The following is a 26,297-nucleotide window of genomic DNA, read 5'->3' on the forward strand; positions in this document are numbered from 1 at the left end:
TGTTAGCGGATAACGCTTTCGATGACGCCGCCACCGAGGCAGATCTCATCGTGATAGAAGACGGCGGATTGGCCCGGAGTCACCGAGCTGACCGGTTGATGGAAACGCACTTCCAACTCGCCATTGGCGGTTGGCGTCACGGTACATGGCACGTCCTGTTGGCGGTAGCGGGTTTTGACGGTGAGCTCGGTCGTTTGTTGCGGCCCTTGGCGATCAACGAAGTGCAGCTGAGAGACCATCATGCCGTTGGAGAACAGGCGTGGGTGATCCGCGCCTTGGCCGACGATCAGAACATTGCGCTCCACGTCTTTGTCGACCACATACCAAGGCTGATCACCGGCGTCCTTCATGCCTCCGATCCGCAGGCCCTTACGCTGACCTAGGGTGTGGTACATCAGACCGTCGTGCTGGCCGATCACTTCGCCCTCTGGCGTTTCGATGTTGCCGGGCTGGGCGGGCAGATATTTGGCCAGGAAGTCCTTGAACTTACGCTCACCGATAAAGCAGATCCCGGTGCTGTCTTTCTTACCTGCAGTGATCAGTCCTTGCTCTTCGGCGATACGACGAACCTCAGGTTTTTCCAGCTCACCGACAGGGAACAGCGTTTGAGCGACCTGATCTTCCCCTAAGGTGTAGAGGAAGTAGCTTTGATCTTTGTTGTTGTCGAGCCCGCGCAGCATCTCAACGCGACCATCTTGGTTGTCGCGGCGGCGCACATAGTGTCCGGTGGCGATGTAGTCGGCATCCAGCGCTTCGGCGGCAAACTCGAGGAAGGCTTTGAACTTGATCTCTTTGTTGCACAGGATATCCGGGTTAGGCGTGCGGCCCGCTTTGTACTCGGCCAGAAAATACTCGAAGACATTGTCCCAGTACTCGGCCGCGAAGTTGACGCTGTGCAGTTCGATGCCCAACTTATCGCATACCGCTTGGGCGTCCGCGAGATCCGTCGCTGCTGCGCAGTACTCATCGGAGTCATCCTCTTCCCAGTTCTTCATGAACAGGCCTTCCACCTGATAACCCTGCTGGAGCAGGAGGTAGGCGGATACGGAAGAGTCGACACCGCCGGACATGCCGACGATTACCTTTTTATTGCGGTTTTCAGACATAAGAAATGGGCTTCGCTGTCAAACATAAGAGAAATTTGGGCCAGCATTCTAACATGGAGTGCACCACTGTCGCTATGTTGGTCAAGCGCGTATGAGTCGGTTGTGCAAAGCCTGTTCGATTGGGCTGATCTGGCCTCGTATAACATCATGAATTGACTGGAGTACCAGCGGCCCCCGCAGGGGCAGTTGCCGCGTTTGGATCTGCGCTAGGCTGAGCCAGTGGCAGGCATCGATCTGTGGATCTTGTGGCTGAGTCGGATGGATACCCGTGGTTTGGCAGGCGAAGGTAAAGCGGATGAAAGGGGTTTGATCGGCGGCGATGAATTGATAGACATTCACGAAGCCATCTGGGGTGAGATCCAGGCCGGTTTCCTCCTGGATCTCGCGCTGACAAGCACTCAGCAAGGTTTCATTGGGCTCTAGGTGGCCAGCGGGTTGATTGAAGACCCGCTGGCCGTCGATCCGCTCTTCCACCAGCAGAAACTGGCTTTGGTAATGGATCACGCAAGCGACGGTGACATGAGGCAGAAACCGTCGTGTCATGGTTAGAGTTCCCGGTATTGGCCCAACTCGAGGCCGTCGAGGGTCCAGTTGCCGATCCGGTAGCGGATCAGCCGTAGGGTGGGGTGGCCGATATGCGCGGTCATGCGGCGCACTTGTCGGTTGCGTCCTTCTGTCAGGGTGATCTCAAGCCAGCTCGTGGGAATGTTCTTACGTTCACGGATCGGTGGGACGCGCTGCCACAACCAGCTCGGCGCCTCGACCTTACGGATCTTAGCGGGCAAGGTGGGGCCATCTTTTAGCGTCACGCCGGCACACAGCTGTCGAATGGCTTCGTTGCTGGGCTCACCCTCGATCTGTGCATAGTAGGTTTTGCTGGTCTTTTTGCCAGGTTGGGTGAGTTTGGCTTGCAGTTGTCCATCGTTGGTCAATAAGACCAACCCTTCGGAGTCCCGATCAAGCCGGCCCGCAGGGTAGATCCCACTGATAGGAACAAAGTCCGCTAAGGTTTGCCGACCTTGACCATCGGTAAATTGAGTGAGGACGTCGAACGGCTTATTGACCAACACGACTTTCTTCGGTCCGGCCTGGGGTTTTGGGGTGGCTCGACCACTGTGTTTATGATGGCTTGGTCTGGTCTGACCACTACCTGATCTATTTCTCTGATGCATAACGTTATTTTATCCCGAGCTGGTCCAAGAGGACTAGCTCATTATGGCATTTCGCTCAGAGTGTGATTGATCTATCATGAGCGCCGCGAAATTCTAACAAAAACAAAACACGAAAGTTTGCATCAACGGGAACAGGTAAAAAGGACACGCATTGTTATGTCGAAGATCATCTACACCCACACGGACGAAGCTCCAGCACTGGCCACCCATTCACTGTTGCCTATCGTCAACGCGTTTACTACCGCGGCGCAGATCCAAGTCGAGACACGGGATATCTCTCTGGCCGGGCGGATCATCGCGAACTTCCCTGAAGGGCTGACCGAAGCCCAGCGGATCGAGGATGCCTTGGCCGAGTTGGGCGAATTGGCGAAGACGCCGGACGCCAACATCATTAAGCTGCCCAATATCTCCGCATCGATCCCCCAGTTGAATGCGGCCATCGCCGAGTTACAGGCACACGGCTATGATTTGCCAAATTTCCCGGAAGAGCCGAGAAACGCGCAAGAGCAGGCAGTGAAAGCGCGTTACTCTAAGGTGTTGGGCTCAGCGGTAAACCCGGTCTTACGCGAAGGCAATTCTGATCGTCGCGTGGCACAAGCGGTAAAACAGTATGCGCAGGCAAATCCACACAGCATGGGCGCTTGGTCACGGGACTCCAAGTCTCACGTTGCCCATATGACGGATGGCGATTTTTACGGCAGTGAGCGATCCTATCTGTCCTCCGCCGTCGATGACGTCAAAATCGAGTTTGTGGCGGCGGATGGTACGGTCACGGAACTGAAAGCCTCAACGCCTTTGCAGGCCGGTGAGCTGATCGATGCGTCTTGCATGAGCAGTGCCGCGTTGAAAGCCTTTTTTGCCGAGCAGATCGCGGACGCGAAAGCGCAGGGGGTGCTGTTTTCCTTGCACCTGAAAGCCACCATGATGAAGGTCTCCGATCCCATCATGTTCGGCTACTGTGTTGAAACCTTTTTTGCCGATGTCTTCGCCAAGCACGGTGAGAGGTTTGCCGAGTTGGGCGTGGATCCGAGCAACGGCTTAGGCGATGTCTATGCCAAGATCGCGACACTGCCAGCGGCGCAAAAGGCCGAGATAGAAGCGGACTTGCAAGCGGCCTACGACAATGGCCCGGCACTGGCGATGGTCAATTCTCACAAAGGGATCACCAACCTGCACGTGCCCAGCGATGTGATCATCGATGCCTCCATGCCGGCGATGATCCGCGCGTCCGGTCAGATGTGGAACTGGAACGATGAGCAACAGGACACCAAGGCGGTGATCCCCGATCGCTGCTATGCCGGTGTGTTCGACGAAACCATCAAGTTCTGCCAAGTGCATGGCGCGTTCGATCCGGTCACCATGGGTAACGTGTCTAACGTGGGGTTGATGGCGCAAAAAGCGCAGGAGTATGGCTCGCACGACAAGACCTTTAAGATCGCTGAGGCTGGTACCGTTCGCGTGGTCAATCAGGCGGGTGACGTGGTGATGTCGCATGCGGTTGCAGCGGGTGATATCTGGCGCATGTGCCAAACCAAGGATGCACCGATCAAGGATTGGGTCAAGCTGGCGGTTAATCGCGCCAAAGCCACCGGCAACCCTGCGATATTCTGGCTCGATGAGAGCCGTGCCCATGACGCGAACCTGATCGCCAAGGTGGATCTGTACCTCAAAGATCACGATACCAATGGCATCATCATCAAGGTGCTATCGCCGGTCGAAGCGGTCCGCTATACCCTAGATCGGGTGCATGCGGGTCAGGATACCATTTCTGTGACCGGTAACGTGTTGCGTGACTATCTGACCGATCTTTTCCCTATCTTAGAGCTGGGTACCTCGGCGAAGATGCTGTCGATCGTGCCGTTATTGGCCGGTGGCGGTCTGTTTGAGACCGGGGCAGGCGGATCGGCACCCAAGCACGTCGAGCAGTTCGTCAATGAAAACCACTTGCGCTGGGATTCCTTAGGAGAGTTCTTGGCTATCGCGGTGTCGCTGGAGGATCTGGCCGCGAAGACGGGCAATCAGCAAGCTAAGGTGCTCGCCAGTGCGATGAACGTGGCCAACAGTAAATTCCTCGAGAACAATAAGTCGCCCTCTCGTAAGACCGGTGAGTTGGACAATCGGGGAAGCCATTTCTATCTGGCGATGTATTGGGCCCAGGTGCTGGCGGCGCAGACGGATGAGCCGCAGTTGCAGGCGTTGTTTGCCCCGTTGGCTGAAGCCTTGACCGAGAATGAAGCGGCGATCGTGGCCGAGCTGAACGCGGTACAAGGCCAGCCGGTAGAGATCGGTGGCTATTATCATGCCGATCCGGCCCTGATCAGCCAGGCGATGCGGCCAAGCGCTACATTTAATCATGTGCTTGAAGCCTTTCTCGCGTCGACGCTTGAGGTGATCCGGATCACTGAGTCTGCGTGATCCCACTCTTGAGATAGGATGAAGAAACCGCTGACTAGTCAGCGGTTTTTTGTCGCTAGCGAGGAGATTAAAAGCTAGGTACTCTAAAGGAGTCTCAGTGTGAGATAAGGATCCGAACGCGCGATCAGGACACAAGGAGTGCTCAATGGAATCAAAGATCCAACGGCCCACTGAAGGGCAAGTCATCGCTGTCTCTGAAAACGGCAGCTTGCAAGTCCCCAACCATCCCATCATCCCCTATATCGAAGGCGACGGCATCGGTATTGATGTGACTCCGCCCATGCGCAAGGTGCTCGACGCGGCGATTGAGAAGGCCTATGGCGGTGCGCGTCAGTTGCAGTGGATGGAGATCTACTGTGGTGAGAAGTCAACTCAGATCTATGGCGCGGACACCTGGTTGCCGCAAGAAACCCTTGATGCCGTGAAGGAATATAAAGTGGCGATCAAAGGGCCGCTGACCACGCCAGTGGGTGGCGGGATCCGTTCGCTGAACGTTGCGTTGCGTCAGGAACTCGATCTTTATGTGTGCTTGCGACCGGTGAGGTATTACCAAGGCACTCCGAGCCCGTTGAAGCAACCCGAGTTAACGGACATGGTGATCTTCCGGGAAAACAGCGAGGACATCTATGCTGGCGTTGAGTGGCAAGCGGGCACGGCAGAAGCGGATAAGGTGATCCGGTTTCTGACCGAGCAGATGGGCGCCACCAAGATCCGGTTTGAACAGGACTGCGGGATCGGCATCAAACCCATCTCCAAGCAAGGTACCGAACGTTTGGTGCGGGCGGCGCTGCAATACACTATCGATAACGATCGTGACTCGCTGACCTTGGTGCACAAGGGCAATATCATGAAGTTCACCGAAGGCGCGTTTAAGGACTTCGGTTATGCCTTGGCACAGTGTGAGTTTGGGGCAGAGCCGATCGACGGTGGCCCTTGGTGCGAGATGACCAACCCCAAAACCGGGAAGAAGATCGTGATCAAAGATGTGATCGCCGATGCATTCCTACAGCAGATCCTGTTGCGCCCGGCTGAGTATGACGTGATCGCCACCATGAACCTTAACGGGGACTACATCTCGGATGCGCTTGCCGCACAAGTCGGCGGGATCGGTATTGCGCCAGGGGCCAACATTGGCGATGGGGTTGCGCTGTTTGAGGCTACGCACGGCACCGCACCGAAATACGCCGGTCAGGACAAAGTGAATCCAGGTTCATTGATCTTGTCCGGCGAGATGATGCTGCGCCATCTAGGCTGGTTGGAAGCGGCCGATCTGATCGTGCAGGGCATGGAGTCGGCGATCGCAGCAAAAACGGTGACCTATGACTTCGAGCGCTTAATGGAGGGGGCGACGTTGTTGAGTTGCTCTGAGTTTGCCGACGCCATTATTGAGCATATGTGATGGCTAGAGTCGACGGCGATCCACAGCGGGGTTCGTCGGCTTGGCATGATGTAAAGATTGTGTGATCGAGCAAATAAAAAAGCAGACCAAGTGGTCTGCTTTTTTCTGGTCGATCGAAGCTACTTGTTCGCCGGTTGAATGTTGGATGCGTGCATGCCTTTCGGGCCTTTTTCCATACTAAACTGGACTTCCTGGCCTGCCTTTAGCGTCCGATACCCATCCATATCAATGGTTGAATAGTGCGCGAAGACATCTTCGCCACCCCCCTCAGGGCAGATGAATCCAAAACCTTTCGCATTATTAAACCACTTTACCGTTCCTTGAGCCATAACTCGACTTCCTTCTACTGAGTCCTTCCCATGTATCTTGTAATCGTTCCCTCGAGCCCCTATAACGTCAGATGAGAGGGAGGAAACGTGCAGCGTTCTTGCGCTGTACATTACCAATTAACAAAAGGATAACGCGGTAGTCAAGATTTAATTGCAACCGAGTTCAATCCATTACTTAGAGAGTGGCTAAGCTTTTGCTATGAGCAAGCAATTTGAAACGGAACAGGTCGTTGAGCGTGAGCAGCTAGAGCAGAAGGTCGAACCGCCGCGCCTGTATAAGGTGATCCTGAACAACGACGACTACACACCGATGGAGTTTGTCGTGGAAGTTTTAACCCGTTTTTTCAATTTAGATGAAGAAAAAGCGACAGAAGTGATGCTGACAGTCCATTATAAAGGGAAAGGTGTGTGTGGCGTATTCACGCTGGACATTGCTGAAACCAAAGCGGCTCAGGTAAACCGGTATGCCCGTGAAAATCAGCACCCGTTGCTGTGCTCCACTGAGCAGGCCTGATTGACGACTGTGGGGGAGAGGTAGCTATATGCTGAACAAAGACCTTGAAGTAACGCTGAATAATGCTTTTCAACAGGCAAGGCGTAACCGCCATGAATTTATGACGGTAGAGCATTTGCTACTGGCCCTGTTAGAGAACCCTTCTGCCAAAGAAGCACTGTTAGCGTGTGGCGCACGATTGGAATCCCTGCGCAATGAGGTCGAGGTCTTCATAGAGCAGACCACACCGCTTATCCCTGAAGATGATGGTGATCGCGAGACGCAACCGACGCTGGGCTTTCAACGGGTCCTGCAGCGAGCGGTGTTCCACGTTCAGAGCAGCGGTCGCAATGAAGTGTCGGGTGCCAATGTTTTGGTGGCGATTTTTTCTGAGCAGGAGTCTCAGGCGGTGTATCTGCTGCGTAAGTCCGATGTGACTCGGCTGGATGTGGTGAACTTTATTGCGCATGGTGTGGTTAAGCGAGATCAGAGTGAGCCGGATGTTGGCAGTGACGCCGAGTCCAATGACAGCCCTGGATTGGCGGTCGAGAAAGAGGATGAAGGCGGCAGTGATAAGCTGGAAAACTTTGCCAGCAACCTTAACAAGCAAGCCGCGGCGGGCCAGATCGATCCCTTGATCGGGCGCCAGCAGGAGGTTGAGCGAACCATCCAGGTCCTTTGTCGTCGACGCAAGAACAACCCTTTGCTGGTGGGCGAAGCCGGCGTGGGGAAAACCGCGATAGCCGAGGGGCTGGCGTACCGGATCACCCAGGACGATGTGCCAGATGTGATGGCAGACTGCACCATCTATAGCTTGGATATGGGTGCGCTCTTGGCGGGCACCAAATACCGAGGTGATTTTGAAAAGCGTTTCAAGTCGGTGCTGCGCCAGTTGCAGAAAGATCCCAACGCCATTTTGTTTATTGATGAGATCCATACCATCATCGGTGCAGGTGCGGCATCTGGCGGTATGATGGATGCCTCAAATCTGCTCAAGCCTCTCCTGTCCAGTGGTAAGTTGCGCTGCGTTGGCTCGACCACATATCAGGAGTATCAGGGGATCTTTGAAAAAGACCGGGCACTGGCACGTCGATTCCAAAAGATCGATGTGGTTGAGCCAAGCGTCGCCGAAACCACCCAGATCCTAATGGGGCTGAAGAGCCGCTACGAAGAGCACCATCAGGTGCGTTATACCCAATCGGCATTGAGTGCTGCATCGACCCTATCGGATAAGCACATCAATGAGCGTCAGTTGCCTGATAAGGCCATTGACGTCATCGATGAAGCGGGTGCGCGAATGGCGATGATGCCCACCTCAAAGCGTAAGAAGACCATCTCCGTTGCCGATATCGAGGAGATCGTCGCTAAGATCGCCCGGATCCCGGCGAAATCGGTATCCGCGACCGATAAAGAGGTGCTGGAAAACCTGGATCGCAATCTTAAGATGGTGGTGTTTGGGCAAGATCCGGCCATTGATGCACTGACGGCTGCGATCCGCCTGGCTCGCAGTGGCCTGGGTACCGAAGGCAAGCCGGTCGGCAATTTCCTGTTTGCGGGGCCGACCGGGGTTGGCAAGACCGAAGTCACGCAACAGCTAGCACGGCAAATGGGCGTCGAGTTGATCCGCTTTGATATGTCTGAGTATATGGAGCGCCATAGTGTTAGCCGCTTGGTTGGCGCGCCTCCGGGTTACGTCGGTTACGATCAAGGTGGTTTGCTGACCGATGCTGTGCTCAAGCATCCGCATTCTGTGGTGTTGATGGATGAGATCGAGAAGGCCCACCCGGATGTCTATAACTTGCTGTTGCAAGTGATGGATCACGGTACCTTAACCGACAACAATGGTCGTAAAGCGGATTTTCGCAATGTCATTCTAGTGATGACGACCAATGCCGGGGTACAGGAAACCATTCGGAAGTCGATCGGCTTCAAGCAGCAAGATCATAGCCATGATGCGATGAGTGAGATCAACCGGGTGTTTACGCCTGAATTCCGTAACCGGTTGGATGGCATTGTCTGGTTTAATCATCTGGATATGCAGGTGATCGCCAAGGTGGTTGATAAGTTCCTGGTCGAGCTACAAGCCCAACTGGACTCTCGCAGTGTGCACCTTGAGGTGACGGCCGAGGCAAGGGTTTGGTTGGCTGAGAAGGGCTATGATCGCAATATGGGCGCGCGTCCGATGGCGCGTGTGGTGCAGGAGCAGATCAAGAAGCCGATGGCGAACGAGATCTTGTTTGGTCAACTGCAGAAGGGCGGTACCGCTGTCATCGATATCAAAGACGGCGAGTTGACGTTTGATTATCGCAGTGACAAGACCCCGGTTACGAGCTAAAGGGGAGAGGGTGAGCCGTTGTGATGGCGGCTCACGCTTGGCCTTGTGCCAGAGACACAAAAAAACCCGGCAGAAGCCGGGTTTTTTTGTGTGGGACGACCGAAATTAGCGGGCGCGGAACACAATACGACCTTTAGTCAGATCGTATGGAGTCAGCGCAACGGTCACTTGGTCACCGGTCAGAATACGGATGTAGTGTTTACGCATCTTACCGGAAATGTGGGCGGTAACCACATGTCCGTTTTCCAGTTCCACTCGGAACATGGTGTTAGGCAGAGTCTCAAGGACGGTGCCTTGCATCTCGATACTGTCTTCTTTTGCCATCGAGCAAATCATCCCATTATGTAATAAAAAAATCGCGCGTATCATGCCCCAAAAGCGCTGCGCTGTAAAGCATTCAACGCGGGCAGGGCACCCAGCCTTGCTCGCTAAATTGTTCTGCTGGTTGAAAATGCCGCTTATAGGCCATCTTAGGGCACTGGTCTATTTGGTATCCCAAGTATAGGTGCTGACGATTTAATTGTTGGGCCAATGCAATTTGCGCCAACACGGCCCGTGTTCCCAGTGATCGCGCAGCCAGATCGGGGTGGAAAAAGGTGTAAGTGGCGGAAAGGGAGTCGCTCAAGAGATCTGTAACGGCGACCAGCACCAATTCGTCGTCGAGCCAGGCCTCTAGAAACAGGATCTCCAACCAGGGGCAGAGCAGGAACCGATCGAATTGCTCGTCTGAGGGCGGGAACATACTGCCCTCACGATGACGCTCGCTGATGTAGTGGTGGTAAAGTGTGCGGTGATAGCTCTGTGGTCGCAGGGTCGCCCGCCATTGCAGATCTTGGTTCTTATTGATGATCCGTCTTTGCGACGCTGAGGCTTTAAATCGACCGACCGGCACACGCAGTGGCACACAGGCATCGCACTGTTGGCAGTGCGGGCGGTAGATCTGATCGCCAGAGCGGCGAAAACCCAGCGCCAACAGTTGGCCAAATTGGTTGACGTCGACGGGATCGCAATTGACCAGCAGTTGCTCTTGTTGATCGGGTAGGTAGCTGCAGGGGAATGTAGCGCTGATCCCCAATTTGAGATGACGAATGTCAGACATCAAATCGTCCCTCGGTTTGCCAATGGGCCCAATCAACGCGTTTATCTCTCAGTTCGGCGAGTTGATGGAGAAAGGTGTCGCGGCTGATACTTTTGGCACCGAGGGACAGCAGGTGAGGGTTGATGATCTGCGCGTCGATCATCTCGACACCCAGTCGTTGGCACTCAATGGCCAGCGCCCAAAACGCGGCCTTAGAGGCGTCCGTGCGGATGTGGAACATGGACTCACCACAAAATACCCCGCCGACAGAGACACCATACAGGCCGCCTATCAGGGTGTTTTGCTCCCACACCTCGATGGAGTGTGCCAAGTTGAGTCGGTGTAGGTTGAGGTAGGCCTGGCGCATTGGTGGGCAGATCCAGGTGCTGTTGTCGCTTGCTCTGGGCCCGGCACAGTGGGCAATGACCTGTTCAAATGCCTGGTTGACCGTGTAGTGCCAGCCTAGGCGGCGGGCACGCTTGCGGGTCGAGCGTGACGGGGTGATCCCATCCGGGGCAAATACCGCTCGCGGATCGGGACTCCACCAAAGGATAGGATCGCCGTCGTTAAACCAAGGGAAGATCCCATGGCGGTAGGCTTGCAATAAACGCGAGGGGGAAAGATCCCCGCCAATCGCCAACAAACCATTGGGCTCCTCCAGCGCTTGGCCGGGGGAGGGGAATGCAGCGTCTTGGTGATCTAGGTACTGTACGGCGTTGAGCATGGTACTCTAACAATTCAAGTAACGAACCGATCCGTGATTGGATCATTAACCCTGAGAGGATGACATGGCGATGAAACCTTTGTCGATACTCTTGCTGGCCATGATGTTATGTGGGCCTGCTGTCGCTAAGTATAACCGCAATCAGGCGGTCCCTGTGGAGCAGGTGGTCTACGCAGATGTCGAGTCCGTGCGTGAGATCACCCGAGAAGAGTTGGTTGAGGATAGAAACCGGGGTTGGAAGGTGTTTGGCGGTGCCGTGCTCGGTGGTGTGATAGGGCATCAGTTTGGCAGTGGCTCGGGTCAGGATGTGGCGACCGTGCTGGGGACGTTGGCCGGGGCGGGGATCGCCAATAACCGTTCCCCCGCCTATCGAACTCAGTCTTATCAGTTGATTGAGATGATGGTGATGTCGGAGCAGGGCGAGCGGGTGATGGTGGTGCAGGACTTTGACCCGGGCATGCGATTTCGTGCCGGTGATAAGGTTCGCCTTGTTTATCTCCAAGGTGGGCAGGTGCGAGTCGATAAGGCCTATTGAGTGATGGACGGAGTGGCCAGCTAGCCACTCCGTCGTGGATCTAGTCAGCGATCAAGCGGCCCTGCTCCATTGTCAGTACGCGATCCATTTGGGCTAGGGCAGCCGGTTTATGGGTGATATACAACAAGGTTCGCTCAGGCCGATGCGTCAACAGACAGTCAATGATCTCCTGCTCGGTGGCGTCGTCCAAACCCTCTGTCGGTTCATCCAGCAGCAAGAGATTGGCCGGATGCAACAGGGCGCGAGCGATCCCGATCCGGCGGCGTTCTCCGCCTGATAGCTGCCGGCCACCTTCCCCCAGCCACTGGGTGAGGCCTTGGCCCTGCAGCAGCGATCCAAGCTGTACCTGTTGCAGTACCGTTTTGAGCTGCTGCTCGCTGGCGTGGGGACAAGCTAAGCGGAGATTGTTGGCTAGGGAGTCATTAAAGATATGGACGCGTTGGCTCACTAGGCAGATCTGTTGACGCAGCGCGCTTTGCTGATAGCTTGCGATAGGCTGGCCGTTGAGGAGGATCTCTCCTTGCTGCGCTTGCGCCTCACGACAGATGAGTTGCAATAGGGTGGATTTGCCGCAGCCGGTTTTGCCGATCAAGGCTACCTTCTCGCCAGGGCTGAGTTGTAGTGAGAGCTGATCCACTGCGGGATCCAGCGCCCCCGGATAGCGATACTGCAGCGCCGATAAGGTGAGTCGGCCCTGCTCCTGCTGCACTGAACGCTCGCCAAAGCGGAGGCTCTGTGTATGGTGCAGGATGGGGTTGAGGCGACGGGCAGCGGCCAAGGTATGGCTTAGATGCTGGAATGCGGTAGCGACCGGATTAAGCGCCTCAAAACTGGCCAGGGTGGCAAACACGACGAGGGCCAACAATGGGCCTGGCGGACCCGTCACTGACAACTCTTGGTAGGCCAGGGCTAGCATCAGCAACAACAGCCAGCCGTTGAGGCAAACTAATAGACCTTGTGAGATCCCGGTCAGGCTGGCCATGCGCCGTTGCGCCTGGATCAGTCTCTGCTCGGTTGCCATCGCTCGCTGGCGGTGGCTGGACTCCGCGCCGTAGATCATCAGCTCAGTCTGGCTGTCGAGGTAGGATACCAGCTCCAATCGATATTGGTGTTGCTGCTGACTCAACTGCTCACCGGGGCGGCGGCCGAGGAAATAGAACAGCGGTGGCAGCAACAGCAGTAAGCACAGCAAAACGGCCCCCAACAGCAGGCCGAGTGCTGGCGAGACCCAATACATCAGTGCTGAGACGGCCAGGATCGCCACGGTGCCCGCGACGACCGGCGTGATCAGCCGTAGATAGAGGTGATCAAGCGCATCCACATCCGCAACCATACGGTTGAGCACGTCCGCATCGCGCAGTCCGGCTAACGTGTCCGGCGACAGTGGCCCCAGGCGCCGGAAGAACCAGCTGCGTAACGTCGTGAGGAGACGAAAGGTCGCGTCATGGCTGACAACGCGCTCTGCCCAGCGCGCGGCGGTACGGAGCATTGAGAGGCCCCGCACCCCACCTGCGGGCAGCATATAGTTAAAATCCGCGCTACGGCTGATCACCAAGCCGGCTACCGCACTGGCGGCGATAAACCAGCCAGACAAGGAGAGCAGCCCGATGCTGGCGAGTAGGGTCAGCAGGGATAACAAGGTGCCTGCGGCGAGGCGTTGCCAGTGTTGCCGAAACAGTCGAAGAAACGGGCGCAGTTCATGCATGGTGGTTGGCTCCGGCCGAGGGGAGTTGCAGCCATAGATCGGCACTGTGCAACTGCTGCTGACGGTGGCTGATCAGGACAGTGGTTCGTCCTTGACGGAACTGCTCTAACGATTGTTGGATCAAGCGTTCACTGTCTTGATCTAGGCTGGCGCTGGGCTCGTCAAGTAGCAGCACGGGTGCCGGTTTGAGTAAGGCTCTGGCCAGAGCCAGGCGTTGCGCTTGGCCGACGGACAGGCCACCAGCGCGGTCGCTAATGGGGTAGTCAAGCCCACCGGGCAGGCGCTGAACAAACTCATCGGCGTGGGCAAGTTGGATAGCGGTTTGCAGTTGACTGCGATCCGCTAACGGGGCCGCGAGTCGAAGGTTGTCTGCGATGGAGCCGTACTGCAGCTGCGGATTTTGGCCGAGCCAGGTGAGATTTGCGTGCAAGTGTTGGCGATCCAGCTCTCTGATCTCAGTCCCATTCGCGGTCAGGGAGCCTCGGTAGGGCAGCAGGCCCATGATGGCGTTCATGATCGAGGTTTTACCGCTGCCGGTTGGTCCGGCCAATGCCAGAGTCTGCCCGGCGGGCAGGGTGAAGGAGACCGGTGAGCACAGCGGGGTGCCATCCAAGGCGGTCACCACCAGATCTTTGGCGGCAAGGCTGACGTCAGCCCCATTCAGAGTCTGTTGACCTTGAGCGGGCACCGGGGTTTCCATCAGCTTACGCAGATCGTCGGCAGCGCCGACAGCTTCGGCTTTGGCGTGATAATAGGTACCCAGATCGCGAAACGGTTGAAAGAAGTCCGGCGCGAGGATCAGTACCAGCAAGCCACTAAAGAGGCTGATCCCATAGCCATAGTGGCCAAAGTTCAGTTCGCCTAGGTAGCTAAAGCCAAAGTAGACCGCGATCACGGCAATGGAGATCGAGGCAAAGAACTCGAGCACGGCCGAGGACAGAAAGGCCATCTTGAGCACTTCCATGGTGCGCTGGCGGAACTGCTCTGAGGCGTGATCCATCTTGTCTGCTTCACGTTCGAGTTGGTCGAACAGTCGTATGGTTGATAAGCCCTTGAGTCGGTCGAGGAAGTGACCAGAGAGCCGGGCGAGCGCGAGAAAGTTACGTTTGTTGGCGTCCGCTGCCCCCATGCCGACCAGCGCCATGAACAAGATCGTTAACGGCGCGGTAACGATGAAGATCAATGCCGACGCCCAGTTGAGCGGCAGAACCACCAGCAAGATCGTCAGTGGGATCATCGCAACCAATCGCATCTGCACAAGGTACTTGGCGTAAAATTCTTGCACCTTCTCGACCTGCTCTAACAACAAACTGCTCCAGGCTCCGGTCGCTTGGCGCTGGACAAATGCTGGGCCCAGTTGATGGATCTGCTCGAGCAAGCCCTGACGCAGGTGTTGGCGTACCGCGGCACCGGCCTGAAAGCCGGAGTACTCCTTGCCCCAAAGCAGGGCGGCACGAAGCGGGAAGAGCAGCGCGAGCAGGGCGAGGTGTGGGTGGAAGTCACTGAGATCGGCATGCTCGATGATCAAGCCATGCAGGAGTTCGGCCAGAAGCCAGGCTTGGCCGATCAGCAGGAGTGCATTGGCGTAGCCCAGTATGAGTGTCAGATTGATCCAGCGTTTGCCGGCATGCGCTCCTTGGCGGAGCCAATCCAGGCTGAGGCGTTCGGTATTTTTATCCATACAACAAAAAGGGGCCGTGTGGGGCCCCTTAACAGATCCTATTGCTTATTGTTCCGCCAGGGCGTCGAGGAAGCGCTCAGCATCAAGCGCGGCCATGCAGCCGGTACCGGCTGAAGTGATGGCTTGACGGTAGATATGGTCCATCACATCGCCGGCAGCAAAGACGCCGGGGATCGAGGTTTGGGTGGCGTTGCCTTCCAGTCCACTGTTGACCTTGATGTAGCCATTATTCATTACCAGTTGATCTTTGAAGATCTCGGTATTGGGGCTGTGCCCAATGGCGATAAACACGCCGTCGACGTTCAACTGCTCGGTGGCGTCGCTTTGCGTGTGCTTGATGCGGGCGCCGGTAACGCCCATAGCATCGCCCAAAACCTCATCCAGGACGCGGTCGGTATGCAGAATGATGTTGCCATTTTCGACCTTGTCCATCAGGCGTTTGACTAGGATCTTTTCCGCCCGGAAGCTATCGCGACGGTGGATCAGGTGCACCTCTGAGGCGATATTGGCGAGGTACAACGCTTCTTCCACCGCGGTATTGCCGCCACCGACCACGGCGACCGGTTTGTTGCGGTAGAAAAAGCCATCACAGGTGGCGCAGGCTGACACCCCTTTGCCCTTAAAGGCTTCTTCCGACTCCAGTCCAAGGTACATTGCACTGGCACCGGTTGCGATGATCAGGGCATCGCAGGTGTATTCACGGCTGTCCCCTTTGAGACGAAACGGGCGGTTTGCCAAATCGACTTCATTGATGTGATCAAACAGGATCTCGGTCTCGAAGCGCTCCGCATGCTGATGCATTCGCTCCATTAACGCTGGCCCCGTTAGATCGGCGGCATCGCCGGGCCAATTTTCCACTTCCGTGGTGGTGGTGAGCTGTCCGCCTTGCTGCATCCCGGTGACCAATACTGGGTTGAGGTTGGCTCGGGCGGCGTAGACTGCGGCGGTGTATCCGGCAGGGCCTGATCCCAAGATCAACAGTTGGCTATGTTTGACTGCGCTCATCTGTTACTCCGAGTTATAAGTTCGCGTTGCGGCGATTGTATGTAAAAGGCATACCAAAAGAAACGGGAGCTGCCGCTCCCGTTTGTTCTGATCTATCGATTGCCTCAGTCTGCTTTTATCAGTTGATAAGGGTCGTGATATTTGTAGCCTAATGCCTCGGCCACTTCGGGACAGGTGATCTTGCCGTCGAGCACGTTCAGTCCTTTCATCAAGTGCGGATCATCCAGTAGGGCACGGGCAACCCCCTTATCGGCCAGGTTGATGATAAAGGGCAGGGTGGCATTGTTGAGGGCGAAGGTAGAGGTTCTTGGCACGGCCCCTGGCATGTTGGCGACACAGTAATGGACAACGTCGTCAACCAGGTAGACCGGATCTTGGTGGGTGGTGGCTTTGGACGTTTCGACGCAGCCACCTTGGTCAATGGCGACATCCACAATGGCAGCCCCGGATTTCATTTGCCGGATATGCTCTCGTGTGACCAACTTCGGCGCGGCAGCCCCAGGGATCAGCACCCCGCCGATCACCAGATCGGCATTGATCACGTGTTGCTCCAACGCTTCGGCGGTTGAATAGATCACCTTGGCGCGGTTCTCGAACTGATGATTCAACTCACGCAAGACGTTTACGTTGCGATCCAGGATAGTGACGTCGGCGCCCATGCCAACCGCCATCAATGCGGCGTTACGTCCCACCATGCCGCCGCCGATCACCACGACCTTGGCCGGCTCAACGCCCGGTACACCGCCGAGCAGCATGCCGCGGCCTTGATGGGATTTTTCCAGTGCTTGGGCACCCGCCTGGATCGACATGCGTCCTGCGACTTCGGACATCGGAGCAAGTAGAGGTAGACCTCCGTGTTGATCGGTGACCGTTTCATAAGCGATACAAGTAGCGCCACTTTGAACTAATTCGACAGTTTGTTCTGGGTCGGGCGCGAGGTGAAGGTAGGTAAACAGCAGTTGTTGCGGGCGTAACATTGCGCGTTCGACCGCTTGGGGTTCCTTTACCTTGACGATCATCTCGGCGTGTTTGAACACGGCTTGGGCGTCAGGGAGGATCTCCGCGCCGGCATCGATGTAATCCTGATCAGTACAGCCTATTCCCAGTCCTGCTTGCGTTTCTACGAACACTTGATGGCCGCGCAGGGCCAACTCACGAACACTGGCGGGCACCATACCCACCCGGTATTCGTGGTTTTTGATCTCCTTGGGTACACCGATAATCATTGTTATGTCCGCCTCCAATCTGCGTTATTAACGATTTGCTGACCTGTGAAAACATTTGTGATGTTTTACTTGGCCTTAGCATCAAAAGTAGTATATTCTGCGACTGGGAGCATTTCCCTCACTTTATTTGGGTGCAAATGGATGAAAATCCCGCTAGAGACGGGAATTAAAGGAAGTTAATATGGCATATAACAAGAAAAAGCCGTTAAAAGAACTGGATAGGATCGACCGTAACATCTTGAATGAACTGCAGCGAGATGGCCGTATCTCCAACGTTGAGCTGTCCAAGCGAGTCGGTCTCAGTCCTACTCCGTGCTTGGAGCGGGTGAAGCGTTTGGAGCGTCAAGGCTTTATCCTCGGCTACACCGCTCAGGTGAACCCGCACTATCTGGGAGCATCACTGCTGGTTTATGTCGAGATCTCTTTGAATCGTGATTCGCCAGATGTGTTTGATGAATTCAACAAGGCTGTAATGGGACTGGAAGACGTTCAGGAATGCCATCTGGTCTCTGGTGATTTTGATTATCTGTTAAAAACCCGAGTCAGCGATATGACGGCCTACCGTCGCTTGCTGTCGGAAACGCTGTTGAAGCTCCCTTCGGTCAAAGACACCCGAACCTATGTTGTCATGGAAGAAGTAAAGCAGACCAGCCGGGTTCAAATCGCCTCGACCGCACTCGCTTAAACCTTAAATCGGTTGAGCGAAAAAAACGAAAAGTGCCCAGTGTGGCACTTTTTTGTTGCTTCAATGAACGACCGCAAGCCGTAACCATGCATCTGTCCAGTGGGTTTGCTAAGGTAGCGTCACTTATCCTATTTTTGAGAATTGAGGGCGCCATTGTTCATGACCAAGCTTGAACCGTTGAGTGGTTGGCAACGATTGTTGGAAGGCGGGTTGATCCTGACGACGCTGGCGGCATTGTTCACCTTGTTCTCATTGGCGACTTACCATCCGGCAGATCCTGGCTGGAGCACTGTGGCCTGGGACGGCGATGTGCGCAATGCCATGGGGTTGGTCGGGGCGTGGATCGCCGATGTCTTGTTGTTTGTGTTTGGGATCACGGCATTTGTGATCCCCTTTGTGGTCGCCATTGTCGGTTGGCTAGCGTTCCATCAGGCCTACCAGCTCACCGAGATCGATTACTTTTCTGTGGGCCTGCGCTTGATCGGCTTTTTGCTGACGGTATTGAGTTTTGCCACGTTGGCGTCACTTAATGCCGATGATATCCATTATTTCTCTGCCGGTGGCGTTTTAGGTGATGTGATCGCCTCGGCCATGCTCCCTGTCTTTAATCTGATCGGCACGACTCTTATTCTGCTGTGTTTTATCGCCGCGGGTTTTACCTTGATGACCGGATTAAGCTGGCTGACCATCGCCGAGTGGGTGGGCGCCGGAGTGATCGCATTGGTGCTGGCCCTGGCCCGATTGCCACAGCGGCTAAGTGAAGCGCGGGAAGACAGCGAGGATACCCGTGGCTTTATGGAGGTGTTCGAGCGATTCAAGGCACCCAAACCGCAGCAAAACGAGCCAACCAGTGATGACGTCGCTTTGGCACCGCGCGGCAATGATGCCTCACAGCAGCATGAGCCCGCCCCGCCAGCAACGTCGGAGCGGGTCGAACCATCGGTTGGCGCGGTCGAGCCGGTGCTGACGCCGCCTTGGCAGGCCGACGATATCGAGCAAAATACGCTCGAGCCTTATCTCGAACAAGCGGTCAATCAGGCGCGCCAACGTCAGGGCAAGGCTCCGATCGTCCCAGCTGCTGCCGTGACCCCCATGCCAACCTTGGAGCTGCTTGATCGTCCCAACAAATCGGAGGACCCCATCAGTCGTGAAGAGCTGGATGGGATAGGCCGGTTGGTCGAGGCCAAACTGAAGGATTTTAATATCGACGCGACGGTCGTGGATGTGCATCCAGGGCCGGTGATCACGCGATTCGAACTTGATCTCGCTCCTGGGGTCAAAGTCTCCAAGATCACGAACTTAGCCAAAGATCTGGCACGGGCGCTGTCCGCCGTGAGTGTGCGCGTGGTTGAGGTGATCCCGGGGAAATCGGTGATCGGACTTGAGTTGCCGAATAAACATCGCGAGATCGTGTATCTGCGCGATGTGTTTGCATCACCCAACTTTGCCGCTTCTGCGTCGAATCTCACCATGGTGTTGGGACAGGATATCTCCGGGCAAGCCGTGGTGGTGGATCTCGCCAAAATGCCCCATTTGCTGGTCGCCGGTACCACGGGCTCGGGCAAGTCGGTGGGGGTCAATGTGATGATCCTCAGCCTACTGTATAAATCGACGCCCGAAGATGTGCGGATGATCATGATCGATCCCAAGATGTTGGAGCTGTCGGTGTATGAGGGGATCCCTCATCTGCTCTGCGAAGTGGTGACCGACATGAAAGAGGCGTCCAATGCGCTACGTTGGTGCGTCGGCGAGATGGAACGACGGTACAAGTTGATGTCGGCGTTGGGCGTGCGCAACCTGAAGGGTTACAACGCCAAGATCCTCGAGGCGCAAGAGCGCGGTGAGCCGTTATTGGATCCGCTGTGGAAACCGGAGCAGGGCATGGAAAGCCAAGCGCCGGCGCTGGGTAAGCTGCCCTCGATCGTGGTGGTGGTGGACGAGTTTGCCGACATGATGATGATCGTCGGCAAGAAGGTGGAAGAGCTGATCGCCCGCATTGCACAAAAGGCGCGGGCGGCGGGGATCCACCTGATCCTAGCCACGCAGCGGCCGTCTGTGGATGTGATCACCGGATTGATCAAGGCGAATATCCCAACCCGGATCGCCTTTCAGGTCTCCAGCCGGGTGGACTCGAGAACCATTTTGGACCAACAAGGGGCCGAACAGCTACTCGGGCAGGGGGACATGTTGTACCTGCCACCGGGCACCGGCGTACCGATCCGGGTGCACGGCGCCTTTGTCGATGATCATGAGGTGCATAAAGTGGTGGCGGATTGGAGTACCCGTGCTAAGCCTCAGTATGTCGATGAGATCCTCTCCGGTGAGAGTGGCGGTGAGATGGTGCTCTTGCCCGGAGAGAATGGTGACAGCGACAGCGAAAAGGATCCGCTGTATGACGAAGCCGTACAGTTTGTGATTGAATCACGGCGCGCCTCGATCTCGAGTGTGCAACGTAAATTGAAGATCGGTTACAACCGAGCCGCCCGCTTAGTCGAGCAAATGCAAGAAAGCGGCTTGGTCAGTGCCCCAGGGCATAACGGTAATCGAGAAGTTTTGGTACCAGGACCAACAAATTGATGAAAAAGATCTGTGCTGCGCTGTTAATAAGCAGCGGCATTCCGTTCGCGATGGCGCAAGCGGATGACACCGACGTGCTCAAACTGAGATTGGCACAACTGCCACAGTTTGAGGCTCAGTTTAACCAGCAAGCGTTCGACTTTGATAACAATCTGGTGCAGCAAAGCGCTGGACACGTTGCACTGCAGGCGCCCTTGAAGTTTGTCTGGGAGCAGCGGGATCCCGAGCCACTTCAGCTGATCTCCGATGGCGAAGCGGTGTGGTTTTACGATCCCTATGTTGAACAGGTGACGGTGAGCAACGTGGATGATGCGATCAGCCAGACACCATTGTCCCTGTTGTCGTCTCAGGATCCGGCGATCTGGGCTCGATGGAATGTGGTGCAAGCCCAAGAGTGCTTCACCCTGACCGATACTCAGGCGAGTGATGTCCAGATGCAGGTCTGCTTTAACGATGAGGTGATCTCCAAGCTGCAGTTGGTGGATGCACAGGGCACGCGAACCACCATGTTACTGACGGACTTCACCACCGAGCTGGCCCAGTCCAGCCAGTTCCATTTCACGCCACCGGAAGGCACCTATATCGACGATCAGCGCCATCAATGAGCAGCTTAAGCTTTAATTTTGGCCCGGACTTTCGCCCACTGGCGGCGAGGATGCGGCCGAGGGATCTGCAGGAGTACATTGGCCAAAGTCATCTGTTGGCACCGGGAAAACCACTACGGCAAGCTTTGGAAGCGGGCCGGGCGCATTCGATGTTGTTGTGGGGGCCGCCAGGCACCGGCAAAACCACTTTGGCTGAGCTGGTTGCCAGCCACTGTAACGCGCATGTGGAGCGGATCTCGGCGGTCACCTCAGGTGTAAAGGAGATCCGAGCCTCCATCGAGAAGGCCAAGGAGATCGCTCAGACCCACGGACGGCAAACCCTGTTGTTCGTGGATGAGGTACATCGCTTTAATAAGAGTCAGCAGGACGCCTTCTTGCCTCATATTGAGGATGGCACGGTGATCTTCATCGGGGCGACGACGGAGAACCCTTCGTTTGAGATCAACAACGCACTGTTATCTCGTGCGCGTGTCCACCTGATCAAACGGTTAACCCATGAAGAGATCGGCCAGATCTTGGCGCAAGCCATGGCTGATCCGCAGCGGGGATTTGGCAAAACTGAGCTGGTGCTGCCAACAGAGGTTGAGGATGCCTTGGCACGACATGTTGACGGTGACGCGCGTCGGGCGCTCAATTTACTGGAATTGATGGCCGAACTGTGTGGCAACGGCGAGATGACGTTGGAGCACCTGGCGGAGGTTGCAGGCGAGCCGGTCGCACGGTTTGATAATAAGGGGGATCAATTTTACGATCTGATCTCCGCCGTGCATAAGTCGGTCCGCGGCAGTGATCCCGATGCAGCGCTGTACTGGTATGCACGGATCTTGGCCGGTGGCGGCGATCCCCTCTATGTCGCTCGACGATTGCTGGCGATCGCCTCTGAGGATGTCGGCAATGCCGATCCGCGCGGCATGGACGTGGCCCTGAATGCCTGGGATTGTTTTCATCGTGTCGGCCCTGCAGAAGGAGAGCGCGCGATCGCTCAGGCGTTGGTCTACCTGGCCTGCGCACCGAAGAGCAATGCGGTTTACCGGGCGTTTTCGGCGGCTAAACAGTTGGCCCGAGATACGGCGGATCTGGATGTGCCGGTGCATTTGAGAAACGCACCGACGGCCCTGCTGAAGTCGATGGGGCATGGTGATGACTATCGTTACGCTCATGACGAGCCGGGTGCATACGCGGCCGGGGAGGTGTATCTGCCCCCATCGCTGCAAGGAACTCGGCTTTATCAGCCGACTGAACGTGGCCTGGAGAAAAAAATCTCTGAAAAATTAAGATATTTGAGTCACCTCAATCAAACGAGCGAGAAAAAAAGGTATGAATAACCTGCTTGCGGTCGCCTGTGGCGGCGCAATCGGTGCAACAATGCGCTACGGGGTATCAATTCTTGCGATCCGCCTATTCGGAACAGGCTTTCCGTTTGGTACACTGCTGGTTAATTGCGTAGGCTCTTTTGCGATGGGTTATCTGTATGCCCTGACCATGATGGCTTCTCTGTCTCCTGGGTTAAAAGCCTTTATCGGAGTCGGGATGCTGGGAGCCTTGACCACCTTTTCCACTTTTTCCAATGAAACTGTATTGATGATGCAGAGCGGTGAGTGGATAAAGGCCCTGATGAACGTGTTGTTGAACGTGACGCTGTGCCTCGGCATGGTGTATCTCGGTCAACAACTGGTCACTTCACACAGCTGATAAAAAGAGCGATATGTTAGACAGCAAATTCCTGCGCGCCGAACTGGCGCAAACCGCTGTTAACGTTGAGATTTTCTAACTGTGTCCGTTCGCGGGAGTATACGCACTCGCTCAGCCGGGTACAAGATAGGTACAAAACTGGTACAGCTTTGTGCGCTCTATAGCACCTCGTCGTGAGCTAGAATTTGCCGGTCGACGAAGCCTCAGTTCTACATGCAATTTTCATTTGGTGTACACATGGAAAACTATGAAAACCTGAGCAAGATGACACTGGATGAGCTGAAGGGAAAGTATGATGCTCTATCCGGCAATACCGTTCCTGGGTTGAGTTTCTATAGAGAAGAAATCGCCCGGAGAGAGTCATCTGAGCAAAGCACCGAAATGCACAGAATGACGAAGAGCATGAAAAACATGACGGCCGCAATATTAGTCATGACTGTTGTGAATGTGTTTGCTGTCATTGTTCAGTTTTGGCACTGAAACTCGACACTGCTTTGACTCAGGTAGCCGTAGTTAAGCCGCGTTACCACATTTATGGGGCATAGTCGTTCACAGGTGTTACCCCTTTAGTCCTTCCTTTCAAGTCTCCGCACAGTTGCTCCACAGTTTCGAATGTATGAGAGCAGAGCAATCTCAATCAATACCAAAACCAACAGATACCAGTTGGACGAAGGAGACATCCCAGAAGGGTTGCTTTGGTATCTATTGGTTTAAGTACTGGCTTATGCCTCTGGCGGTGGCTCCGGCGGGACATACCCCAGTGCCATAGCTACGCCGAGGAAATAGTCCTGCAGCTCACTCTCGGCAGCGTCGGATAGTGCAGAGCTGTTCAGGCCCTTGGTCAGTACGCTCTCGACTGCGGTGGCAATGCCTGCGGCAGCGTACAGCCCTTGGTCGAATGGGTCTTGCAGGGCTGCTGCAGTACGCAGCTTCTCGCGCTCTTGTTTCAGTTCTTGGATGTTCAGGGACATACGTCCTCCTTAGTGTTGTTGTGGTTCGGTTTGGTTTGCGGCCAAGGTATTGGCTTTGCGGTGCTCCCGGCGAAGCATGCGCAGAATGGCGTCTTCGGTCGGTGAGTCTGGAGTAAGCACGGTCTGCTTGAGCTGTTGGTGCTCCTTTACCAGTTCGGTAATACCTGCGGCGTGCTGGCGTACTTTCTTGCGCTGCAGTTCGATGCTGTCATGCTGGGCCAGCAGTTCGTCACAGACCTCGGCACCACTTGCCAGCAGGTCTCGCAGGGCTTCGAGCTGGCTACGCTGGTTCCGGATTGTGCTGATGTTCGTCTGCAGGTCACCCCGGCTCAGGATGCCGCGAACGGCTGGCAGGCTATCCAGTGCGTCGAATGCCTTGGCTGTCATGATGGTTGGCACCTGCGGGGTGTACCGTTGGCGCTGTGCAATCTCTGCCTCAATGCTCTGCAGCTCTTGCAGGTCAAGGTCGTACTGCTCGACGTCCAAGCGTTCGAAGTAATCGAGGCGTTGCTCAACTCGGGCCTGTGCTTCGGCTTCTGCCTTGGCGCGAGCTGAAACGATGGTCTGCGCGGTAGCGCCGGGGGTGTCAGAGCGTTGGCTCATTCCTGTTACTGCCATATCACTGGTCTCCTGGTAGTTCGTGTGAAGGGGTATCGGTCGGGGTGTCCGGTACGGGCGTGAGCAGTTCCGCAACGAGCAGCTGCTCCTCCTCGGTCCGGCATGCTTCCAGCGCCTCGGCTAACTTGATTGCATCCGTCCAAGTGTCCGGGTTCAGCTTGGCGGCAGGCATCAGTACATACCTCCGTGTTGCCGACGCAGCTCTGCGTACGCCTTGCCCGAGGGCAGGTTGTGCCGCATCGGCTTGCCCTGATGGATTCTGTCAGCGTTCAGCTCAGCTCGGCGGATAGCCTGCTGTTGTTGCATCTCGGTTTGCCCTCGGAGCATCAACTCGGCGATGCTGCAATCTGGGTCGTGCGTTAGTACTTCTTCGTAGTGCTTCATGGTCTTTCTCCAGGTGTCAGAGTGTGGTGTGTTGGTACTGTGAGTCCGGCAGCCAACCGGCTTTCAGGACCGCTGCGGTGTCAATGCGCTTTACTCGCAGTCCGCGTTGCAGTTGACTGAGCTTTGTTGCAGCATGCATGCGGTGCTGGCGTTGCGTACTGGCGTCAGCCTTGGCGCGTTTCGTTGCTTCCCGACTCTGCGTGAGGTTTCCGCTGAGGGAGCGAATGCGGATGCCACGAGTCTTGAGCTCGGCCTTGGCCTCTAGGAGCTTGCGCTCTAGCTCGGCAATCTTCTTGGCCTTGTCTTCGTGGTCAATCAGGGCTTGCACAGCCCCAATCAGGTCGTCTTTTGACATTCTGTTTGCTCCTGTTCTTTCTTCTGTTGTGGTTGTTCCCAACCGGTATGCGCACCGGCTCTGGCTGCTCTGAGGTGCGGGGTTTCGTCGGCGAGCTTGAGCAAGTCTCTCAACTGCATGTCGCCAGTCTGGAAGGCAAGGACGCCCATCAAGTGGAAGTCGTCATAGATGCAGCGCTTTGCTCTTTGCTCGGCGCGCTGGTACTTCTGGCGAAGTGTCATACCGTTCGGAAACGGGACGTCGAGCATACTGATTCGGGGTTTGGGCATACTGACTCCTTAAAATTCAGGTACTAAAAAGCCACCGCTGAGGGTGGCTGCTTATGCTGGTGGGACAAGGGTGGGACATTGAATGTCCCATAAAATGCCCTATTCTCCTTATGTATATACATACATAGAGAAGAACTGGTTAGCTGTTCAGGTAGCGACTAATGGTCTTCCTGTTAACCTTTAGATGCTCAGCGATACGATTAACGGCCCAGCCCTGAGACTTCAGAGCGATAGCTTGCGCCTTTCGCTCTGCTGCCTGACCACCCGCTGATACAACGTCACCCTCAACGGTACCCATACGAGCCTCAAGCTCAGCGATACGCTGCTCTGCTTCCCGTTGTCGTGCCTCCATAGCATTGAACTTGTCGATGATGCTTTTACGTTGGGCGAGTTTATTCAGTGCTGAGTTCATAGTGCTGTTGATAACGTCGGCTTTGTCTGAGCGGGTCATGATTCCTAGTCTCTTGGCGTCTTGTTGGGTGCAGTGCTGTTCGGTTTCATTCAGAGCACGTTTAATCCGTCCCCTGTGCTGCTTGTGCTTAATCTTGGATACCCACTCGGGGCAACGCTCGAACTTCTTAATGCAGGCGTTCATAGCCTCGCTTGCGGTCAGTCCGTCGAGCACTTCGGAGACCATGAACGTGACCTCATCTTGAGTGAAGCGTTCAACCTTGTAGCCAATGCGTTTCAGTTCAGCAACTAGCTCCCGTTGTGCTTCTTTTTGTTTCAGGTAGCACCGACGGGCTGCATCTTGCGGTGCGCTGCCATCGACACCAGTAGCGGTGATGCCGCAGGCACGGTTAACTACTTCGGTACTGACGCCGTATTGTTTGGCGATGAAAGCAATATCCGGTTTCATGGCGTACAGGTTGCGCATGCTCGCAGCGTACGGGTGCTCTTTGGAGTGTTCGTTCTGGGTTGTCTGTTCAGCCTGCATT

The 26,297-nt window shown here is 55.6% G+C and carries 28 protein-coding genes; 11 read left to right on the top strand and 17 right to left on the bottom strand.

Annotated elements, in window-relative coordinates; translation table 11 throughout:
- Positions 1-2: 2 nt before the first annotated feature.
- From mnmA to rluE, 3 genes are all read right to left on the bottom strand, one after another.
- Positions 3-1,106 (bottom strand): tRNA 2-thiouridine(34) synthase MnmA, encoded by a 1,104-nt coding sequence (gene mnmA / locus ABEA08_RS21700; RefSeq protein ID WP_345337545.1) that lies wholly within the window; start codon positions 1,104-1,106, stop codon positions 3-5.
- An 81-nt stretch (positions 1,107-1,187) separates the two neighbouring features.
- Positions 1,188-1,649, bottom strand: a complete 462-nt coding sequence (locus ABEA08_RS21705; RefSeq protein ID WP_345337546.1) for an NUDIX domain-containing protein — start codon at positions 1,647-1,649, stop codon at positions 1,188-1,190.
- A 2-nt stretch (positions 1,650-1,651) separates the two neighbouring features.
- Complete coding sequence (rluE, locus tag ABEA08_RS21710; protein WP_345337547.1) at positions 1,652-2,278, bottom strand: 23S rRNA pseudouridine(2457) synthase RluE; 627 nt, start codon at positions 2,276-2,278, stop codon at positions 1,652-1,654.
- A 156-nt stretch (positions 2,279-2,434) separates the two neighbouring features.
- On the opposite strand from rluE, the gene ABEA08_RS21715 reads away from it, so the two are divergent.
- Both ABEA08_RS21715 and icd read left to right on the top strand, forming a co-directional pair.
- Positions 2,435-4,693: an NADP-dependent isocitrate dehydrogenase gene (locus ABEA08_RS21715; protein ID WP_345337548.1), complete on the top strand. Its 2,259-nt coding sequence runs from the start codon at positions 2,435-2,437 to the stop codon at positions 4,691-4,693.
- Between the two features lie 145 nt (positions 4,694-4,838).
- Complete coding sequence (gene icd / locus ABEA08_RS21720; protein WP_345337549.1) at positions 4,839-6,092, top strand: NADP-dependent isocitrate dehydrogenase; 1,254 nt, start codon at positions 4,839-4,841, stop codon at positions 6,090-6,092.
- A 119-nt stretch (positions 6,093-6,211) separates the two neighbouring features.
- Here icd and cspD read toward each other — a convergent pair whose 3' ends face one another.
- A complete protein-coding gene (cspD, locus tag ABEA08_RS21725; RefSeq protein WP_345337550.1) occupies positions 6,212-6,421 on the bottom strand; it encodes a cold shock domain-containing protein CspD in 210 nt (69 codons plus the stop codon).
- Between the two features lie 199 nt (positions 6,422-6,620).
- Here cspD and clpS point away from each other — a divergent pair, with 199 nt between their 5' ends.
- A complete protein-coding gene (gene clpS / locus ABEA08_RS21730; protein ID WP_345337551.1) occupies positions 6,621-6,935 on the top strand; it encodes an ATP-dependent Clp protease adapter ClpS in 315 nt (104 codons plus the stop codon).
- 28 nt (positions 6,936-6,963) lie between these two features.
- Positions 6,964-9,249, top strand: a complete 2,286-nt coding sequence (clpA, locus tag ABEA08_RS21735) for an ATP-dependent Clp protease ATP-binding subunit ClpA (protein ID WP_345337552.1) — start codon at positions 6,964-6,966, stop codon at positions 9,247-9,249.
- Between the two features lie 105 nt (positions 9,250-9,354).
- Here the strand turns inward: clpA and infA are convergent, their stop codons facing one another.
- From infA to aat, 3 genes are all read right to left on the bottom strand, one after another.
- A complete protein-coding gene (infA, locus tag ABEA08_RS21740; RefSeq protein ID WP_028115266.1) occupies positions 9,355-9,573 on the bottom strand; it encodes a translation initiation factor IF-1 in 219 nt (72 codons plus the stop codon).
- A 73-nt stretch (positions 9,574-9,646) separates the two neighbouring features.
- The gene (locus ABEA08_RS21745) at positions 9,647-10,348 is read right to left on the bottom strand and encodes an arginyltransferase (RefSeq protein WP_345337553.1); all 702 of its coding nucleotides are present in this window, start codon (positions 10,346-10,348) and stop codon (positions 9,647-9,649) included.
- On the bottom strand, positions 10,341-11,051 hold the full coding sequence (gene aat, locus ABEA08_RS21750) for a leucyl/phenylalanyl-tRNA--protein transferase (RefSeq protein WP_345337554.1): 711 nt from the start codon (positions 11,049-11,051) through the stop codon (positions 10,341-10,343). Before aat ends, ABEA08_RS21745 begins: the two co-directional genes overlap by 8 nt.
- Before the next feature lie 70 nt (positions 11,052-11,121).
- Between aat and ABEA08_RS21755 the strand changes: the two genes are divergently transcribed.
- On the top strand, positions 11,122-11,586 hold the full coding sequence (locus ABEA08_RS21755; RefSeq protein ID WP_345337601.1) for an outer membrane lipoprotein: 465 nt from the start codon (positions 11,122-11,124) through the stop codon (positions 11,584-11,586).
- A gap of 40 nt (positions 11,587-11,626) precedes the next feature.
- Here the strand turns inward: ABEA08_RS21755 and cydC are convergent, their stop codons facing one another.
- From cydC to ald, 4 genes are all read right to left on the bottom strand, one after another.
- Positions 11,627-13,291 carry a heme ABC transporter ATP-binding protein/permease CydC gene (cydC, locus tag ABEA08_RS21760; RefSeq protein WP_345337555.1) on the bottom strand — a complete coding sequence of 555 codons (1,665 nt, stop codon included), beginning with the start codon at positions 13,289-13,291 and terminating at the stop codon, positions 11,627-11,629.
- Positions 13,284-14,972 (bottom strand): heme ABC transporter permease/ATP-binding protein CydD, encoded by a 1,689-nt coding sequence (gene cydD / locus ABEA08_RS21765; protein ID WP_345337556.1) that lies wholly within the window; start codon positions 14,970-14,972, stop codon positions 13,284-13,286. Before cydD ends, cydC begins: the two co-directional genes overlap by 8 nt.
- A gap of 45 nt (positions 14,973-15,017) precedes the next feature.
- The gene (gene trxB, locus ABEA08_RS21770) at positions 15,018-15,977 is read right to left on the bottom strand and encodes a thioredoxin-disulfide reductase (RefSeq protein ID WP_345337557.1); all 960 of its coding nucleotides are present in this window, start codon (positions 15,975-15,977) and stop codon (positions 15,018-15,020) included.
- A gap of 104 nt (positions 15,978-16,081) precedes the next feature.
- On the bottom strand, positions 16,082-17,203 hold the full coding sequence (gene ald / locus ABEA08_RS21775) for an alanine dehydrogenase (RefSeq protein ID WP_345337558.1): 1,122 nt from the start codon (positions 17,201-17,203) through the stop codon (positions 16,082-16,084).
- A 181-nt stretch (positions 17,204-17,384) separates the two neighbouring features.
- Here ald and lrp point away from each other — a divergent pair, with 181 nt between their 5' ends.
- The 6 genes from lrp (at position 17,385) to ABEA08_RS21805 (ending at position 23,242) form a co-directional block, all read left to right on the top strand.
- Complete coding sequence (gene lrp / locus ABEA08_RS21780; RefSeq protein WP_345337559.1) at positions 17,385-17,888, top strand: leucine-responsive transcriptional regulator Lrp; 504 nt, start codon at positions 17,385-17,387, stop codon at positions 17,886-17,888.
- A gap of 159 nt (positions 17,889-18,047) precedes the next feature.
- Positions 18,048-20,465, top strand: a complete 2,418-nt coding sequence (locus ABEA08_RS21785) for a DNA translocase FtsK (RefSeq protein ID WP_345337560.1) — start codon at positions 18,048-18,050, stop codon at positions 20,463-20,465.
- On the top strand, positions 20,465-21,070 hold the full coding sequence (lolA, locus tag ABEA08_RS21790; RefSeq protein WP_345337561.1) for an outer membrane lipoprotein periplasmic chaperone LolA: 606 nt from the start codon (positions 20,465-20,467) through the stop codon (positions 21,068-21,070). The genes ABEA08_RS21785 and lolA overlap by 1 nt, the downstream gene beginning before the upstream one ends.
- The gene (locus ABEA08_RS21795; RefSeq protein ID WP_345337562.1) at positions 21,067-22,395 is read left to right on the top strand and encodes a replication-associated recombination protein A; all 1,329 of its coding nucleotides are present in this window, start codon (positions 21,067-21,069) and stop codon (positions 22,393-22,395) included. Before lolA ends, ABEA08_RS21795 begins: the two co-directional genes overlap by 4 nt.
- Entirely contained in the window at positions 22,388-22,762 is a 375-nt protein-coding gene (crcB, locus tag ABEA08_RS21800; protein WP_345337563.1) for a fluoride efflux transporter CrcB, read from the top strand. The genes ABEA08_RS21795 and crcB overlap by 8 nt, the downstream gene beginning before the upstream one ends.
- 237 nt (positions 22,763-22,999) lie before the next feature.
- Positions 23,000-23,242: a hypothetical protein gene (locus tag ABEA08_RS21805; protein ID WP_345337564.1), complete on the top strand. Its 243-nt coding sequence runs from the start codon at positions 23,000-23,002 to the stop codon at positions 23,240-23,242.
- Between the two features lie 242 nt (positions 23,243-23,484).
- Here ABEA08_RS21805 and ABEA08_RS21810 read toward each other — a convergent pair whose 3' ends face one another.
- The 6 genes from ABEA08_RS21810 to ABEA08_RS21835 all read right to left on the bottom strand — a co-directional run bounded on the left by ABEA08_RS21810 (position 23,485) and on the right by ABEA08_RS21835 (position 26,296).
- Positions 23,485-23,733: a hypothetical protein gene (locus ABEA08_RS21810; RefSeq protein WP_345337565.1), complete on the bottom strand. Its 249-nt coding sequence runs from the start codon at positions 23,731-23,733 to the stop codon at positions 23,485-23,487.
- Positions 23,734-23,742: 9 nt separating this feature from the next.
- Entirely contained in the window at positions 23,743-24,351 is a 609-nt protein-coding gene (locus tag ABEA08_RS21815) for a hypothetical protein (RefSeq protein ID WP_345337566.1), read from the bottom strand.
- Positions 24,352-24,522: 171 nt separating this feature from the next.
- Positions 24,523-24,735, bottom strand: coding sequence for a hypothetical protein (locus tag ABEA08_RS21820; RefSeq protein WP_345337567.1), 213 nt, complete (start codon positions 24,733-24,735; stop codon positions 24,523-24,525).
- Positions 24,736-24,751: 16 nt separating this feature from the next.
- Positions 24,752-25,090, bottom strand: a complete 339-nt coding sequence (locus ABEA08_RS21825; protein WP_345337568.1) for a hypothetical protein — start codon at positions 25,088-25,090, stop codon at positions 24,752-24,754.
- Positions 25,072-25,359 carry a hypothetical protein gene (locus tag ABEA08_RS21830; protein WP_345337569.1) on the bottom strand — a complete coding sequence of 96 codons (288 nt, stop codon included), beginning with the start codon at positions 25,357-25,359 and terminating at the stop codon, positions 25,072-25,074. The genes ABEA08_RS21825 and ABEA08_RS21830 overlap by 19 nt, the downstream gene beginning before the upstream one ends.
- 139 nt (positions 25,360-25,498) lie before the next feature.
- Positions 25,499-26,296 (bottom strand): helix-turn-helix domain-containing protein, encoded by a 798-nt coding sequence (locus tag ABEA08_RS21835; protein ID WP_345337570.1) that lies wholly within the window; start codon positions 26,294-26,296, stop codon positions 25,499-25,501.
- Position 26,297 lies beyond the last annotated feature (1 nt).

This window comes from Ferrimonas pelagia (assembly GCF_039543565.1).
In the GTDB taxonomy this organism is placed as follows: Bacteria; Pseudomonadota; Gammaproteobacteria; order Enterobacterales; family Shewanellaceae; genus Ferrimonas; species Ferrimonas pelagia.